At 34.9% G+C, this 17,684-nt stretch carries 7 protein-coding genes; all 7 read left to right on the top strand.

Annotated features, from left to right (window positions below; genetic code table 11):
- The first annotated feature begins 68 nt into the window (after window positions 1–68).
- Window positions 69–4,109 (top strand): two-component regulator propeller domain-containing protein, encoded by a 4,041-nt coding sequence (locus K5R64_RS11525; protein ID WP_220763604.1) that lies wholly within the window; start codon window positions 69–71, stop codon window positions 4,107–4,109.
- Window positions 4,110–4,676: 567 nt separating this feature from the next.
- Window positions 4,677–7,841 (top strand): SusC/RagA family TonB-linked outer membrane protein, encoded by a 3,165-nt coding sequence (locus K5R64_RS11520; RefSeq protein ID WP_220763603.1) that lies wholly within the window; start codon window positions 4,677–4,679, stop codon window positions 7,839–7,841.
- A gap of 10 nt (window positions 7,842–7,851) precedes the next feature.
- Window positions 7,852–9,411: a RagB/SusD family nutrient uptake outer membrane protein gene (locus K5R64_RS11515; protein WP_220763602.1), complete on the top strand. Its 1,560-nt coding sequence runs from the start codon at window positions 7,852–7,854 to the stop codon at window positions 9,409–9,411.
- A gap of 20 nt (window positions 9,412–9,431) precedes the next feature.
- The gene (locus tag K5R64_RS11510; protein ID WP_220763600.1) at window positions 9,432–10,259 is read left to right on the top strand and encodes a hypothetical protein; all 828 of its coding nucleotides are present in this window, start codon (window positions 9,432–9,434) and stop codon (window positions 10,257–10,259) included.
- A gap of 23 nt (window positions 10,260–10,282) precedes the next feature.
- Complete coding sequence (locus K5R64_RS11505; RefSeq protein ID WP_220763598.1) at window positions 10,283–11,353, top strand: fasciclin domain-containing protein; 1,071 nt, start codon at window positions 10,283–10,285, stop codon at window positions 11,351–11,353.
- 210 nt (window positions 11,354–11,563) lie between these two features.
- A complete protein-coding gene (locus K5R64_RS11500; RefSeq protein WP_220763596.1) occupies window positions 11,564–15,085 on the top strand; it encodes a sulfatase-like hydrolase/transferase in 3,522 nt (1,173 codons plus the stop codon).
- 1 nt (window position 15,086) lies between these two features.
- The gene (locus K5R64_RS11495; RefSeq protein ID WP_220763595.1) at window positions 15,087–17,648 is read left to right on the top strand and encodes a heparinase II/III family protein; all 2,562 of its coding nucleotides are present in this window, start codon (window positions 15,087–15,089) and stop codon (window positions 17,646–17,648) included.
- Window positions 17,649–17,684 lie beyond the last annotated feature (36 nt).

Here is a 17,684-nt window from a genome sequence, read left to right as displayed (position 1 = left end):
TAAATTTTAAATTCTTTAGCTTACATTTACTTTAGTTATAAAAGTGACGAGCTCCTTATTTTTTTAAAATGAAAAAACTTTACGTTTTATTCTTTCTTTTTAGTGTTATATGGTTTGGATTTTCGCAAAATGAAATATATAAATTCAAGCATTTATCTACAGTTGACGGGCTTTCCCAAAATTCGGCTATAGCTATTATTCAAGATAATTTAGGTCAAGTATGGATTGGAACCAGAGATGGATTAAATAAATACGATGGTTCTAAATTTACCATTTACAGACACAATAGGGCTAATCCCTTATCAATTAGTAACAGTGATATTCTTTGTTTAAAACAAGATAGTGATGGCTTTATTTGGGTAGGAACAGCCATAGGCTTGAACAAGTACAACCCCCAGAATGATACGTTCAAGACGTATTTTACAAATAAAGAGAAAACGACCCTTAGGGACAATACTATTTGGGCTATAAAAGAATTGTCTAATAAAGAGTTGTGGATAGGAACCCCCTCAGGACTTTCCATTTATAATAAAGCACAGGATTCTTTTAAATCAGTATCTTCTGAAGGGTTGATATTGTCCATTTTTGAAAATAAAAAAGGTAAAGTTTTTATTGGTACTAAAAATGGTTTAAAGCAACTCGTTAGTAAATCCCGTACTGAATACCAGTTTAAAACAATTAAGGGAACTGAAAATTTTAATATTCTGGATATCATTGAGAGCCCTACTGGGAATTTGTTATTAGGAACAAGAACGCAAGGGGTTTTAGAATATGATACCGTTACCGGTGTAGTTTCTCCTTATTTAAAAGAACTGAAAAATACCCATAAAAATGTAAGACAAATGCTTTTTGATGATAAAGGCAAACTTTGGGTTGGTACTTACGGCGGACTTTTAGTAGTTGATCAAAATAAAAACATACGCCCCTTTAATAGCAATATCAACGATAATGAATCCATTAATGATGATTTTATTAAATTTTTATTTAAGGATAAAAAAGGATCTATTTGGATTGGGACTTATAATGGTGGTATTGGTATTTGGGATGAATCCAATGTGAATTTTATCAATATTACTCAAAAACCGGGAAACTTAGGCTTAGGTTTTAAAGTAGTGAGTTCCATAGTCAGTTACAAGGATTATTTTATTTTTGGTACAGAAGGTGGAGGAATTTCGATTGTCAATAAGAAAACCAAGTCCATCGAACATTTAAATACTAAAAATACACCTGCTTTTTTAAGCGACAATATAAAAACCTTGTTTGTTACGAAAGACAATAACCTTTGGATAGGGACTTTTGAAGATGCGTTTGTGGTATATAATTTGGAAACCAAAAAAATAACGACTTCGTTACACCGCCAATTATTTAATTATTTACAAGGTATTGGGGTGTATGTTATCAAGCAAGATACTAATGGAGACATGTTATTGGGGACAATTGGAAAAGGATTAGTTAGGTATAATTCATCTACTAAAGCGATAAAGACAATTAGCACTACTACCAACTCAAAAGGATTAATTGTTGGTATTGTAAGGTCGATAAAAATTGACTCCAAAGGGAATATTTGGATAAGTACCATTAAGGGATTGAATGTTATCGATCGCAAAGGGAATATTAAAGACTATTTTTTTGACAAAGAATCGCAAATTGGTTATAGTGTTACCTCTGTTTTTGAAGATTCTAAAGGGCAAATCTGGGCAACAACAGAAGGTGATGGGCTTTTTAAAATGGTCAATAATCAATTTAAAGCTGTTGATGTAAAAATAGGAAATGCAACTCCAGTGAATGGGGTTAGATGTATCATTGAAGATGCAAAAGGAAATTTTTGGATGAGTACAGTCAACCAGGGGATTCTTTATTTTAACCCCAATAACTACAAAGTGTTGGCTACTTATACCCGTAAAGAAGGTTTAGGAAGTAATCAATATAATAATAATTCTAGTTTACGGGTGGATGATTCCAAGTTCTTTTTTGGAGGTCCATCGGGGGCGGTTTATTTTGATGCTAATAAATTGGTCAAAAACACCTATTCACCACAAGTAATTATTACCGATTTTAAAGTAAAAAATAAGTCGATTGAGGTGAACGATGAAACTAAATTACTTGCTAAAACAATCACATTTACCGAAGAAATCGAACTTTCCTACGAACAAGGTAATTTTAATATCAGTTTTTCTATTCCCAATTTTATTAATTCAAGTAGCAACCATTATCAATATCGTTTGAAAGGTCTGGAAAAAGATTGGAACGAAACCACACAAAATTCCGTTTCCTATACCATTCAAAATCCTGGCGATTATACGTTTGAAGTCAAAGGGATCAATAATGATGGTGTTTCTAATAGTGAACCCACTCAATTGAAAATCAGAGTAAATCCAGCGCCTTGGCGTACTTGGTGGGCATTTATGATTTATGGGATTTTGATTTTTGGAGGCCTGTATTATTTGCTTGATATATTGAAATCCAAAGCCGAACTCAAGCATCAATTGGATTTAGAAAAATTAGAAGTCGAACAAACAAAAGAAGTAAATAAAGCCAAACTCGAATTTTTTACGAATATCTCTCACGAGTTTAGAACGCCGTTAACCCTAATATTAGGTCCCTTACATCAAATACTTGAAGATTATAGAGGTAGTAGTAAGATGTATAAAAAACTAAAAGTTGTCGAAAGTAGTGCCAATCATTTGTTACAACTGATTAATCGCTTGATGGATTTTAGAAAGCTGGAGAACAATTTAATGAAATTAGAAACGGCCGAAGGAAATATTGTGAAGTTTTTAAAGGAAATTTACCTTTCTTTTACGGAGTACGCAAAAGATGGTAATTACGATTATAGTTTTCATACTCCTTCTGACGAAATTCTTGTTTTTTACGACCGTTATAAATTGGAGCGTGTATTTTATAATTTGATTTCTAATGCTTTTAGATATACTCCCAAAAACGGTAAAATAACCGTGAGAATTATTCAACATGCAAATACTATTGCAATTCAAATTGAAGACACGGGAGTGGGGGTTGCTAAAGAATACCAAGATAAAATATTTGAGCGCTTTTTTGAAGTAGCACTCAATAATAAGCCTGATAACGATTATAATAAAGGGACGGGAATAGGATTGTCAATTGCAAAGAATATTGTTGATTTACATAAAGGAAGTTTAACGGTTCGTTCTAATGATGAGGTGGGTTCAATTTTTACCGTGTCACTTCTATTAGGTAGGGCGCATTTACTTGATGAAGAAGTGATTACTGATTTTAAATTCAGTGATGATGTGTCGCAGTATGTGGACCAATTAGAAGAGAAACCAGTAATTTTTGAAACTGATGTGGTTGATGCGGTAAGTTCTCAAGAGAAGCTTACCATACTTTTAGTAGAAGACAATAAGCAGTTGCGAAAATTTATGCGTGACCTATTACAAGAAACCTACAACGTTGTTGAGGCCGAAAATGGTAAAGTAGCTTATAAAATAGCACAAATTGAACCTATTGATTTAATTGTGAGTGATGTGGTGATGCCAGTTATGACGGGTACCGAATTGTGTTCGTTAATAAAAGAAGATATTCGTACAAGTCATATTCCATTTATTTTATTGACCTCTCGTTCTTCATTGATTTATAAATTAGAAGGACTTGAAAGTGGGGCTGATGATTATATTAGTAAACCTTTCAATATAGCTGAATTTAAACTGCGCATAAAAAATTTATTAACCTCAATTGACCGTTTGCGACAAAAACTTTCGTCCACTGAGCAACGTCAGGAGGATGTCGTTTTGTCTTCATTAGATGAAGAACTTTATAAAAAAGCCATCCAAATTGTTGAGAATAACATTGGTAACGAACAATTTGATATCCTTTACTTCTGTGAAGAACTAGGAGTAAGCAGAACGGTTTTATTCAAAAAAATTAAAGCTTGGACTGATTTTACACCTAATGAATTTGTGCAACACATTCGTTTGAAAAAAGGAGCTCAATATCTAGAACAAGGAAAAATCAATATTTCTCAAATTAGTTATAAATTAGGATTTAATAACCCTAAATACTTCAGTAAGTGTTTCCGTAAAAAGTACGGCATGACACCTTCGGAATACGCCAAGACTTTCTTGGATTCATAGCAATCCTTTTGAACGCTTTATTTTTTAGATGCTTTTGTTTTTTACAGAAGCACCTCCTTCTTTTTACTTAAACCCTTGTAAATAGTACTTCTGAAGACCTATTTGGTACTTCTGTGCACTTGTGTTGTGGTAATTTTACAATAAGGATTTAAGCAAATAGGTATGAAACAATTATTTGGCATTATTAAAATGAAAATCAACCAAACAAAAATTTTAGAACTGCTGTTGATATTTTTTATTGTGATTATGATACTAATTGTTTTTCATTTTCTCTAAAATTTCAATGAAGAAAACATTCGGAGAAACATTGAAAAATATTGTTAAAAAACACATTTTTTATTTCGACGAAGTGTTATTTAAAAATAAGTTTTGTTGGGTTAAATAGTTGCCAACAAAATAAGATATAAGAGTCAAGTTTAATCGTTTTCATTGCATTGCAGTACAATACAGGATAGAGTTAATGAACCTATACAGTAACATTGTAGCTGTATTAGAATCGAAACAGTTTTGTTGACGCTCTATTACATTAACCAATTAAATATTAATTTTATGTTAAAACTAAGACTAATGATGAGACCAAAAACGAAAAAGAAACCGGCGTTTTTGAGTTTAGGATTTTTGTTAATGATTATGTTTTGTGCATTTTCAACAACTAATTTGCAAGCTCAAAGTAAGATTACAGGTGTTGTAAAAGACGGTACTGGTTTTCCTTTGCCAGGAGTAAACGTACTTCAAAAAGGAGGGAAAAATGGTGTTGTAACTGATTTTGAAGGAAAGTTTGTGATTCCTGTTACACAAGGAGCAAAATCGCTATTGTTTTCTTATATTGGTTTTGAAGCAAAAGAAGTAGCTATTGGCAATGACAAAGTAATAAATGTTGTACTTAAAGAGTCAGCTGAAGCTTTGGAAGATGTTGTGATAATTGGATACCAAAAAGTACAAAGAGAAAAAGTTTTAGGTTCTATCACTAGTGTAAAAGCAGAATCTATTGAACAGTCCGCACCTATAGATGTACTACAAGGAGTGCAAGGTAAAGTAGCTGGGGTTCAAATTTTATCTAACAATGGTCCTGGTGAAGGATTTGATATCAGAATTAGAGGTATTGGTTCCATTAATGGTTCAACTAGTCCTTTGTATGTGGTAGATGGACAACAAACTTTTGATATTAATAACTTAAATCCAAGTGATATTGAAAGTTTTGAGATTTTAAAAGATGGTGCTACAACAGCCCCTTATGGAGCACAAGGAGCTAATGGTGTTGTGGTAATTACTACAAAATCAGGTAAAAAAGGAGATCTCAAAGTGGATGTTACGACCATCACAGGAGCGAATGCTTTAGTAGGAGCTGTACCAGTAGCTAATGCTAGACAAAGGGTTTTCATGGAAAGAGTTCTAGATGCAGGAAACACTTCTTTAACGAGATTGGATTCCTTAAACTTAGGTTACAGACAATCTCCGGATAACCAAAAACTTATTACAAGAACAGGTTTTAGACACCAAACGAATGTTTCATTGAGTGGTGGTGGTGATAAATCAAAATTCTATTGGAATACAGGTTACTTAAAACAAGATGGAGTAGTTTTAAATAGTGATTTTAAAAGAATAAGTACTCGTTTGAAATTGGATTTAACACCAACTAAAAAGTTTAGTGCAGGTACTGTAGTTAATATGACAGCTGAAGAAACTAATGGTATTAGTTCAGGTGCGGTATTAGGAAATTCATTAAATAGAATTCCTTATATTACTATTTATGAGCCAAATGGTGATTTGTCACCTACCCCTACAAGTTATAATGGCTCTGCCAATCCAGTACAACAATTGTTATTGCGCAAACAAAATAAAAGAGCTTACAAATTCAATATATTTAATTACGCGGAATACAAAATCTTACCTCAGTTAACGTTTAAATCTACTATAGGATTAAACATGAGTTATACTAAAGAGGAATTGTTTTCACCAAAGGCATTGTTAGTAGGGGGAGGAACATCGGTAGATTCTCGTTCTACTGCTGGCGAAAGACATGCACTTGAATACAACGTACAACAAGATAATTTCTTGAATTTTAATCAAAAATGGAACAAACACAGTTTGTCTGCTTTTGGAGGGATGCAGATACAGGCTTTGAGATATGAAATTTTAGGAGTTAGTACGGCTTTATCTAATGATTTGATTACCACATTAAATAATTCAAATTTAGATTTTTTAGTGGCAAATCAGTTCTCAAATGCACAAAGAGATCAAACGCAAAATTATGATCAAGGACAATTCTCATTATTTACAGGATTCAACTATGATTTTGATAACAAATACTTAGTAGGAGCTACGATGCGTCGTGATGGCTCTTCTAAATTTGGACCAAGTAATAAGTACGGTTATTTTCCTTCAGGGTCTTTAGGTTGGAGAGTGAGTAATGAAAATTTCTTGAAAAATATAGGGTCAATTAGTAATTTATTGATTAGAGCGAGTTATGGTGTAGTAGGGAATGACCGAATTAGAGATTTTCAATACGAAGATCAATTAACACCTAGTGGACTATACAATGGAATTTTAGGAGTTGTTCCAGATGTAGTGGGGAACAGTACTATCAAATGGGAATCAACTGCTTCGTCAAATATTGGTTTGGATTTAGGAATGTTCAAACGTAGATTGAATTTCTCAGTGGATGCATGGTTGAAAGATACCAAAGACTTGTTGATAGAAACACGATTGCCTGAGGAATCTGGTTTTTCAGTAATCCAAGAAAATCGAGGTACTATTAGAAATAAAGGATTAGATTTTACACTTAACGGAACTATTATTAAGTCCAAAACTTTTACATGGGATGCTAGCTTTAATATAGGGTTCCTTAATAACGAGGTAACACAATTAAACACTCCAATTATTAACGGTGTTTCAGTAATCCAGCAAGGACAACCTATTGGTAATTTTACCGGGTACAAGCAAAATGGTATTTACCAATACGATGAATCCAATGCTTATGACCCCACTTCAGGAGCTCGCTTGTATCCTAATTTTGATGCCAACGGTTTCTTTTTAGGGACTTACAATACTTCGGCTGGTCAAGCTTATAGTGGTCCAATCAGACAATTGGTACATGAAGCTTCAGGGAATGTGCTTAAAGGTGGTGATTATATCTGGGAAGATACCAACAACGATGGTAAAATCAATACTGCTGATACGCAAATCTTAGGAAACGGAATTGCTACTACATACGGAGGTTTGACACACGATATTAAATACAAAAACTTCACTTTGGGAGTGCTTTTTGACTATAGTTTTGGTAACGAAATTTACAGACGTTACGATCATGACAGAAACAGTTTTAGAGCGAATACCGTTACAGCGGCTCCGGATCGTATCGAACAAGCATGGACGAATCAAGGAGATATTGCTACTTATCCTATTATAGCAAGTGCAGCGAATAGACCTCAAAACAGATTTGATTTTGCTAACAACACTGCAAACAGTTTGTATATTGAAGACGGAAGTTTTATCAAATGGAGATATATCCGTATGGGGTATAACTTTTCTAAAAATACGATTGATTCATTTAATATTGGCTTAAAGGCTTTATCATTAAATCTACAAGTGAATAACATTATGACTTGGACTAATTATTCTGGTTACAACCCTGAATTTGGTAGTAGAGACAGTGTTTTACAACCAAGTGTGGATAACTTAAGATACCCAAGTGATAGAGAGATTATATTAAGTTTAAGAGTACAATTCTAATAAGAAAATTATGAAAATATTTAAAATAAAACAAGCTGCACTTTTATTCGCAGCGGCAGGGATGCTTTATTCTTGCGATGATTTTGTGAATGTAGAAGGAGAAAGTTTTATATCAACTAATACTTTTTATAAAAATCAATCAGAGTTGGATTTAGCTTTAGCAGGCGTATATGACGGATTACAAAATGCCTATTCTAATGCGAATTATGTATATGGGGAATTTAGAGCAGATAGTTTTTGGCCAGCACCAGCCAGTACCAATGTTTCGAGGACTTCTTTCCATAATAGTTCGATGGATGCTGCTGATGCTACTTTAAGATGGAATGATTTTTACAAAACCATTGATAGAGCTAACAGAGTGATTATAGGGGGAGAAGCCTTACAAGGTGCTGATCCAAATACGTTAGGACAAGCTTATGCAATTCGATCCAAAGTGTATTTTGATTTGATTCGTATCTGGAAAAATGTTCCTTTGTTTTTAGAACCTATCAAAACAACAGCGGATGCTTATAAACCAGTAACACCTTATGATGTGATTATGAATACCGTAGTAATTCCTGATTTACTTAAAGCGGAAGCATTAATCACAACTTCAGCTTCACCTTTTAATTTTTCAAAATCGAGCGTTTTAGCACATAAAGCAGAAGTGTATATGTGGTTAAAGCAAGAAGGTGTAGCAGAGAAAGCTATTGAAGATTTAATTAAATTGAATACCCACAGTTTAGTTACGACACCACAAGCTTGGCAAGATTTGTTTTACAACCAATTTCCAACAAATGCCTTTCCTACTGCACCAGGTAAGGTGCAAACAGGTACTGAGTTAATCTTCTCTATTCGTTATGATACTGCTGATTCTACGGTTTCAGGTTTATGGGTTACTTGGGTAGCGGGATCTTCTATCACTGTTATTTCACCATTAGTAGAAAATAAATGGATTGAAAGATTTCCTCAAGACGAAGTGGGATGGACTACTAAATATCCTACAACACCACCAGTGTTTACTAAAACCACCACAGTGGGTGGTGTTACTACTACGACTCCATTATACGGAGATTGGAGACAATTTGCCTCAAGGCAAGGTGGTGATTTCTTAATAGGAATGGGGTCTACAGCTATAGGCGAGGCTAGATTACACAAATGGACGAAAGATCGTTCTAATATGGTAAATAATTTGGATAGATCTGATGTAGTAATGTACCGTTATGCCGATATGATTTTATTATTAGCGGAAGCGAAAGTGAAATTGACTAAACCTACTGAAGCTCTTACTTTATTGAACCAAATCCGTACAGCTAGAAAATTACCGTTGGTTACTTTGGATGAATTTGGAGCGACAAAAGAGCAACAAATCAGCTATATCTTAGATGAACGTCAGTTTGAGTTGATGGGAGAAGGAAAACGTTGGTGGGATTTGATAAGAAACGACAGGGCTTTTGATTATATTAACCCACTTTTACAATCTAGAGGAGTTAATCCATTAACGCAAGACCGTTTGTATTTTCCAATTTATCAAAATCACATTATAGAGTCTTTGAATAGTTATACACAAAACTCAGGTTGGGGCTCTTAATTTTATAAAATAAAAAACAGATGAAAAAGTATATAAAAATAATACTGGCTACTTGTTTGGTAGCAGTTTTAAGTTCTTGTACGTTAGGGGTTCAAGACCAGTTTGATTTCAAGGGGGAAACCTATAGTACAGAAGATCCATTTACTGATATGACGGCATGGGAGTACATTCAGACTCGTAAGTCAAATGCGATTAGAGATGCTCAAGGCCGATTCAAATTAGTGAGTAATACGAATGTTTTAGGTGCTAGTGGTGATGAGCTGGATTTCATGATTGCTGCAATTAAAAAAGTAGGTTTTGAAAGCTTATACGATCAAACCGCTACAACAAAAAGAACCTATTTGTTATTGAACAACAATGCCTTTACGGGAAATAACGATCGTGATATTATTAGAGCTGTGACTGGGGCACAATTAGCAGATAATTCAACTGTCAATCCAGATACTTATTTTGATACTTGGACACCAGCACAATTAAACACACTTAAAGCTATTTTGAAATACCATATAGTAACGGATTATGTGGCGCAAACACCTACCATTCCTACGTATGATGTCTATGTTTTATTTAAAACCTTATTGCCTAAGGTAAATTTAGACAATACAGGTGTACCAGTTAGTTTGTCAACTGAAATGGCTGATATTTCTTTCTCAAGAGATGTTGATGCAAGAAGTACATTAAAAGTGAATGAACCAGGCTCTCCATTACCTGAAACCGCTAATACATTAGGATTTGAAGAGAATGTAAGAAGACATAATTATGTTTTTAAAAATGGTATTGGTCATTATGTGAACGAGTCTGTGAGATACCAACCTTACAGTTTATACACTAATTTGACTATCAATTAATTATTCATACTAATACTAGAATTATGAAAATAAAACACAATATAAAAACTTATTTTACATCGTTATTGGCTGCTGTGTTCATGGTGTCTTGTAATGTTCCAGATGATAATACAGATGTGATTCATTTTGTTCCAGGAGAAGTAGAAAATCCAGTGACTATCACGCAAGTAATTATCAAAGATCCTAATTTTAGCATCTTAGAAAAATTGATGAGACGTATTGAAGCTACAGCAACTACACCATCGGGTAGAATACTTTCAAATTTGAATCTTCCTGGTAACACCACAGTTTTTGCACCTACCGACGCTGCTTTCAATGCTTTTTTGACAGCTAATCAAATTGCAGATATTGATAAATTACCGATTGCGACAGTCACGAGTATGGTGTACAATCATTTATTGACTGGCAAATTTTTGGTAGCTGATTTTACTACCGGTTTTAGATCAACCCAAGCCACTAGAGATTCAGGAGCTAATTTGGTTAACTTGAGTATGTATGTAAATACGGCAAATGGAGTAGTTCTGAATGGCACTTCAAAAATTGTTTCTTCTAATTTGAATCTTAACAATGGAGTGATTCATACGGTTGATGCGGTAATTAAACTGCCTACTGTTAAAGATTTAATTGCGTTGAATCCTGCTACTAGTACTTTTGCTGCTGCAATTACTCATGCTGATACAGGGTTAGCCACTCCAGTTGTGGGTGATGCGCTGGCAAATACATCGAATTCAGTTACGGCTTTTGTTCCTACCAATGCTGCCTTTACTAGTTTGTTAACAGAGTTGGATCCATCAGGAAACACAACAACGATTCAAGGTTTGCCTTCTACGCAAGTAGCTAATATTGTAAAGATAAATGCTGTTAGCACGGCTTCAACTACAGTAGCAATTAGTTCTAAGTTTTTTACTTCAAGAACCAATACTAAATTACAAACCTTACTTACAGGTACTGCAGGACAGGTAAACTTTAATGGAACAACTAAGAAAATTGTTGATCCAAGGATGCGTACTGCAAATATTACCCCTTTGGATATTCAAGGTTCTAATGGTGTTATCCATACAGTTGACAAAGTAATGTTACCAGTTACCTTGTAATCTTTATTAGGATTAATTAGGAATGTTTTATCGAGATTTTTTTACTCTAAAGTAAAACTGTTTAATTAGTCAAAACTCTCCACTATAAGTGACACTTATAGTGGTGAGTTTTTTTATAAAATTTCTTTTTCAGAGAAATACTTCAAAAAAAAAAAGGCATGTTTCTTTTGAAAGATAGCATAATAAAAAATAAAATTTAGAATCATTTCTATGTGCAAAAAAAGTTTCTTATTTGTTCTATTAGGTACGATATGTAGTTTGAATAGCCTTAGAGCTCAACAGCAAAATACCAACAAAAAACCGAATATCATTTTTATCCTTACGGATGATCAACGGTTTGATGCTATTGGGTATGCTGGAAATAAGTACGTGAACACGCCTGAGATGGATCGTCTTGCGGCTACGGGTACTTATTTTAAATACGCTATTGCTACCACTCCTATATGCGCTGCCAGTAGAGCTTCATTATGGACAGGATTGCACGAACGTTCTCATAATTTCAATTTCCAAACAGGAAATCTGAGAGAAGAATACATTACAAATTCGTATCCAGCAGTATTAAAAAACAATGGCTATTACACAGGTTTTTTTGGGAAATATGGCGTTCGATACGATGATTTACACAAACAGTTTGATGTTTATGATTCGTATGACAGAGACACAAAATATAAAGATAAAAGAGGCTATTTCTATAAAACAATAGGAAAAGATACAGTACACCTTACGAGATACACTGGGCAACAAGCTTTGGATTTTTTGGATAAAACACCATCCAATAAACCGTTCTGTCTCTCACTAAGCTTTAGTGCTCCTCATGCACATGACCCTGCCGAACAACAATATTTTTGGCAAAAAGAGTCGGATAATTTATTAGCCAATACAACCATTCCAGGTCCGGATTTGGCCGAAGATAAGTATTTTAATATCCTTCCAAAATTCGTAAGAGACGGATTCAATAGATTGCGTTGGACTTGGCGTTATGACACGCCCGCAAAATACCAGCATAGCCTAAAAGGCTACTACCGAATGATTTCTGAAATTGACACAGAAATTGCAAAAATTAGAAAAAAACTACAAGAAAAAGGATTAGATCAAAATACCGTAATCATTGTGATGGGTGATAATGGGTATTTCTTAGGCGAAAGACAATTAGCAGGAAAATGGTTGATGTATGACAACTCCATTCGTGTTCCTTTAATTATCAATGACCCAAGAGTCAAACAACATCAAGATAGTAATGAGATGGCACTCAATATTGATATACCAGCTACTATAGCTGATATAGCAGGTATTAAAGCACCACAATCATGGCAAGGAAAAAGTTTGTTGCCAATAGTAAAACAAGAAATCAATAGCATTGATAGAGATACCATTCTAATCGAACACCTTTGGGATTTTTCAGAAATTCCACCGAGTGAAGGGGTTCGTACCAAAGATTGGAAATATTTTAGATATGTAAACGATAAAAGGGTGGAGGAATTATACCATCTTTCCAAAGATCCTAAAGAAATCAAAAATCTTATAAAGGATAAAAAATACCAAAAAATTGCTACTCAATTAAGAGCTAAGTTAGAGGAATTAATTAAAAAAAATAGCGACAAATTTCGCACACCACCTACTGATTTAACGGTAGAACTAATAAGAGATCCTAGCGGTAGCGTTAAGGTGCTGGATACAAAACCAGAATTTGGATGGACAGTTCCTGTGGAGTCTAAATACCAATCAGCGTATCAAATTCTAGTAGCTTCTTCCAAAGAAAATATTGATTTGAATGTTGGCGATGTTTGGGATAGCAAGCAAGTACGTTCTAATCAATCGACCAACATTGAATACAAAGGAAAGGCTCTGGAAATTGGAAAATCTTATTATTGGAAAGTGAGAATTTGGGATGAAGAAAACCGTTTAGTCGATTATTCGCAACCACAACAATTCACTACAGCCAAGAGTGATTCCTATATGCTTTCGACAGAAAACAAATATATAGTGGACAAAATCAAACCTGTGAAATTTGAAAATCGTGGCGATTTCTATTTTATTGATTTTGGAAAAGCGGCTTTTGCGACGATGGACTTTAATTACAAAGCTAAAAAAGCCCATACCTTAACCATCAGAATTGGAGAAATGGTAGAAGGGAATAGGGTAAACCAAATGCCTCCAGCCAAAAGTAGCATTCGCTACCAAGAAATAAAAGTGGAGGTAGTGCCAGGCAAAACCAAATACCAAATTGCGATAAAAGCAGATAAAAGAAACACCTTGCCAAACAAAGCCATCGCTTTGCCAAAAGGAGTACCTGTTTTAATGCCTTTTAGATATGCTGAAATTGAAGGCGCTCAAGAACCCATTTTGGCTGCTGATGTAGAACAATTGGCTTATCATACTTTTTGGGATGATAAAGCGAGTAGCTTTAAGAGCAACAACGATATTTTGAACCAAGTTTGGGATTTGTGTAAATATTCTATCAAAGCCACTACTTTCAATGGTTTGTATGTCGATGGGGAAAGAGAACGTATTCCGTATGAAGCCGATGCTTATTTGAATCAGTTAAGTCATTATACCACGGATAGAGAATATGCTATGGCAAGGCGTACCATAGAATATTTTATGGAAAATCCTACTTGGCCTACCGAATGGCAACAACACGTAGCCTTGTTGATTTATGCCGACTATATGTACACAGGGAATACCGAATTGATTGAACGTTATTATGAAAAGCTAAAACATAAAACGCTTTATGAATTATCAAATGAAGAAGGCTTGATTACTTCAACCAAAGTAACGCCTGAGTTTATGTACAAGCTGGGATTTAAAGAAGGTTATACCAAACCATTGACGGATATCGTAGATTGGCCGTTGGCTAATTTTAATGGAAGTAAAACCAAGGGGGAGCACGATGGTTTTGTGTTCAAACCGTATAGTACTGTGATTAATTCTTTCTTCTATGAGAACATGAAGATTATGGCGCAATTTGCCACACTTCTAGGAAAAGTAGAGGAAGCCTTGGATTTTGAATACCGTGCTGCCAAAGTGAAAAAAGCAGTAAACGAACAAATGTTTGATAAAAAACGTGGCGTTTATATAGATGGTATCGGGACTGACCATGCTTCTTTACATGCCAATATGATGCCTTTGGCCTTCGGACTCGTACCAGAGGAACATTTAAAAACGGTTGTGGAATTTGTAAAATCACGTGGTATGGCTTGTAGCGTGTATGGTTCACAGTTTTTAATGGACGGTCTCTATAATGCTGGTGAAGCGGATTATGCTTTGAAATTATTAGCCAGTACCGACCAAAGAAGTTGGTACAACATGATTCGTATTGGTTCGACAATTACTTTAGAAGCTTGGGATTTAGAATTCAAAAATAATTTAGATTGGAATCATGCTTGGGGAGCTGTGCCTGCCAATGCTATTCCGCGTGGACTGTGGGGAATCAAGCCTAAAACGGCTGGATTTGGTATTGCCACCATCAAACCTCAAATGAGCAATTTGAAATCTAGTGCAATTGAAGTACCAACGGTTTTAGGAACCATTAAAGGGAAATATACTTTCAACAGTCAAAGGTTACAAACCTATGAAATTGAAATCCCGGGCAATATGGTTGCCGAGTTCTCCTTGAATAATCTTGCAGGTAAAGATTTGATTCATAATGGTGAAAAAGTTCCTACTGCGTTTCAAACCATCCGATTGACTCCAGGGAAACACAAAATTGAATTAAAAATAAATTCTTTTTAAAATGAATACGTTAGCTAAATACATAATAGTACTACTATTGGTTTTAAATGGTGCAATGGCATTCGCCCAAAATCAGCAACGACCTTTTATTTGGGTGAAGCAGGAGGAGAAAGCTCCCCTTTTAGATAAAATCAAAAACCAAGCTTGGGCTAATGCTTTTTACAAAGAGTTTAAACAAAGAGTGGATAAAGATATTTTGTTGTATAAAAAATCGCCTGAGGATTTTTTGAAGCAAATTCCTTTTGATTGGTCCAAACAAAAAGCGGGTAATACACCGCCCTTAAAGCGTTTTGAGGATTCTGTGGATGAAAACAATACAGACCGTTCGCTCCAAAACAAATTTTTGCAAATTGGTATCGATTGTGGTGTGTTGTATTTTTTGACCGATGATAAAAACTATGCGCAATGTGCTGTAGATATTCTCAATGCCTATGTTGAAGGATTAATCCAAATCCAGCCGTCAACCGAAAAAGGAAATGGAGGATGGCTGTATCCTACAGACCATTTGAGAGAGGCTCGAATTATTGGCGCACAATTGCCTATTATTTATGATTTTGTAGCAACTTATATCGATAAAAACAAAAAAGTCTTTTCTATTGGCTCCAAAAAAAACACCAATTTTTCTGTTGAAAATGCGCAAAAAGTTTTTGAAACCTATGCGAAATTAGCCGTTGAACACGGTCATACAGGCTCTAATTGGTCAGTTTTAGAATCGTTTAGCTTGGTACAAAATGCGTTGGCATTGAACGATGAAAATCTGAGAAAAAAATATTTGGATTTTTATTTAGTAAAAGGAACAGAACAACAGGATGCTTTGCCTGATGTGGCTCATAAATATAAAAACGAAGGTGATGTATATCCCGAGACTTCACAGTATTCGAATGGAGTAGCCGAGTTCACTACCCGAATGTTGCTTCTTTTGGATCATTATAATCCTAATTTACATTTGGGTCAAAAATATTATAAGATTCCATTTTCGTTAGACCGTTGGAACAGCATTCGTTATCCCAATGGTGAAATCATCCGTTTTGGTGATGGGCATCGCGAATTTGAAGCGCCTTATGATGCTTATGATATGGCCTACTTATTAGGAAAAAAGGAAGGTATTGCCAAATTGACAACAAAATTTGGTCCCTTAGTAACAGAAGGAATCCAATCCAAAAAATACGATAGAGCCACAGTAGGCAAACGTTCTGGTGGTATTTCGCCTTATTTCACCCCCTTACAATTATTGTGGTTGGAGGATATAAAAGAAAATTATGATGTCAATCAAACGGCTTTACCAAGAACAGACCAATTTACGCATGCTGGTGTTTTTTTACAACGCAATCTAAGTACAACCAAAAATCCAGAAGATGGTCTAATGTGTTTTGTAGGAGGCGGACAAATGGAACATGGTCATGCCAGTGGTATGGACATGGAATTGTATGGATTGGGACAAGTATTAGGTGTGGATAATGGTCGTGGCGCATACCGCACCGATTTACACGAAAATTATTCCCGATTATTTGCAGCGCACAACACCGTTGTAGTTAATGGTGCAAGTCAAGGCGAAGGGGATTGGGTTAATCTAGGAATCAATAGAACCCAGTTGGTCGCAATGGAACCTAAGCCACTTGAAACAGCACTTTCTCCCAATTATTCTTTTATAAGAACGAATTTTTTAGACGATAGAGGAGACAAGGCCGAAGCGACTCAAGAGCGTACGTTGGTACTGGTAAGAACTTCACCTACCACGGGCTATTATGTAGATGTTTTTCGTTCTAAATCGGCTTTGCCAAATGAATACCACGATTATTTGTATCATAACATTGGGGATGAATTACAGTTTCTAAACAAAGACCTAACCCTTAAGCCCGATGAAAATCGTTTTCAAGGAAATGCCAATGTGAAATACGTTTACAATAAAAACTATAAAAATCCAGGATGGCATTTCTTTAAAAAGGTAGCATCATCTGAGGTTTATTCCAAAGATGTAAGTGCCACTTTTGAACTGAACAAATTACAGGATAAAAAGAACCGCTATATGCATCTTTTTATGCTGGGTAATACCAATAGGGAATATACCAAAGTGATGGCACCGCCTACATTTGAAGCTCCAAAACCCTATGATAAATTGCCTACGCCAACATTAGTTGTTCGTCAAAAAGGAGAAGCTTGGACGAATCCATTTGCGGTTATCTACGAACCTACTTTCGAGAAAAATACTAAAAATGGAATTCAGTCAGTAGAAAAACTGGAAACAGCTGGAGTTTTTAAGGGATTCAAAGTGATTAGTAGTATCAACGATAAAACCATTACACAATACATCATCAACCAAGCGCTTGATACGGTTTATGAGAACAAAGATTTAGGACTTGTTTTTGAAGGCGGTTTTGTGATTATTACGCTGAATCAAAACCAAAAATTGGAAAACATTTATATAGGGGATGGTAAAAAACTAACGATAGATAAGGCAACAATTACAGCTAAAGATAGCAAAAGTCTCGCTGCTTATATTGATTTGACCACACCAGAATACCAAATTAATGCGACGGAGAATGCAATCCTTAATTTGAAATAAGAAGATGCTTTTACCATTGAAATAGTTCCTAACGAT

This window comes from Flavobacterium sp. UMI-01 (assembly GCF_019656315.1).
Taxonomy (GTDB): domain Bacteria; phylum Bacteroidota; class Bacteroidia; order Flavobacteriales; family Flavobacteriaceae; genus Flavobacterium.
This window is presented reverse-complemented; position numbering and strand designations above follow the sequence as displayed.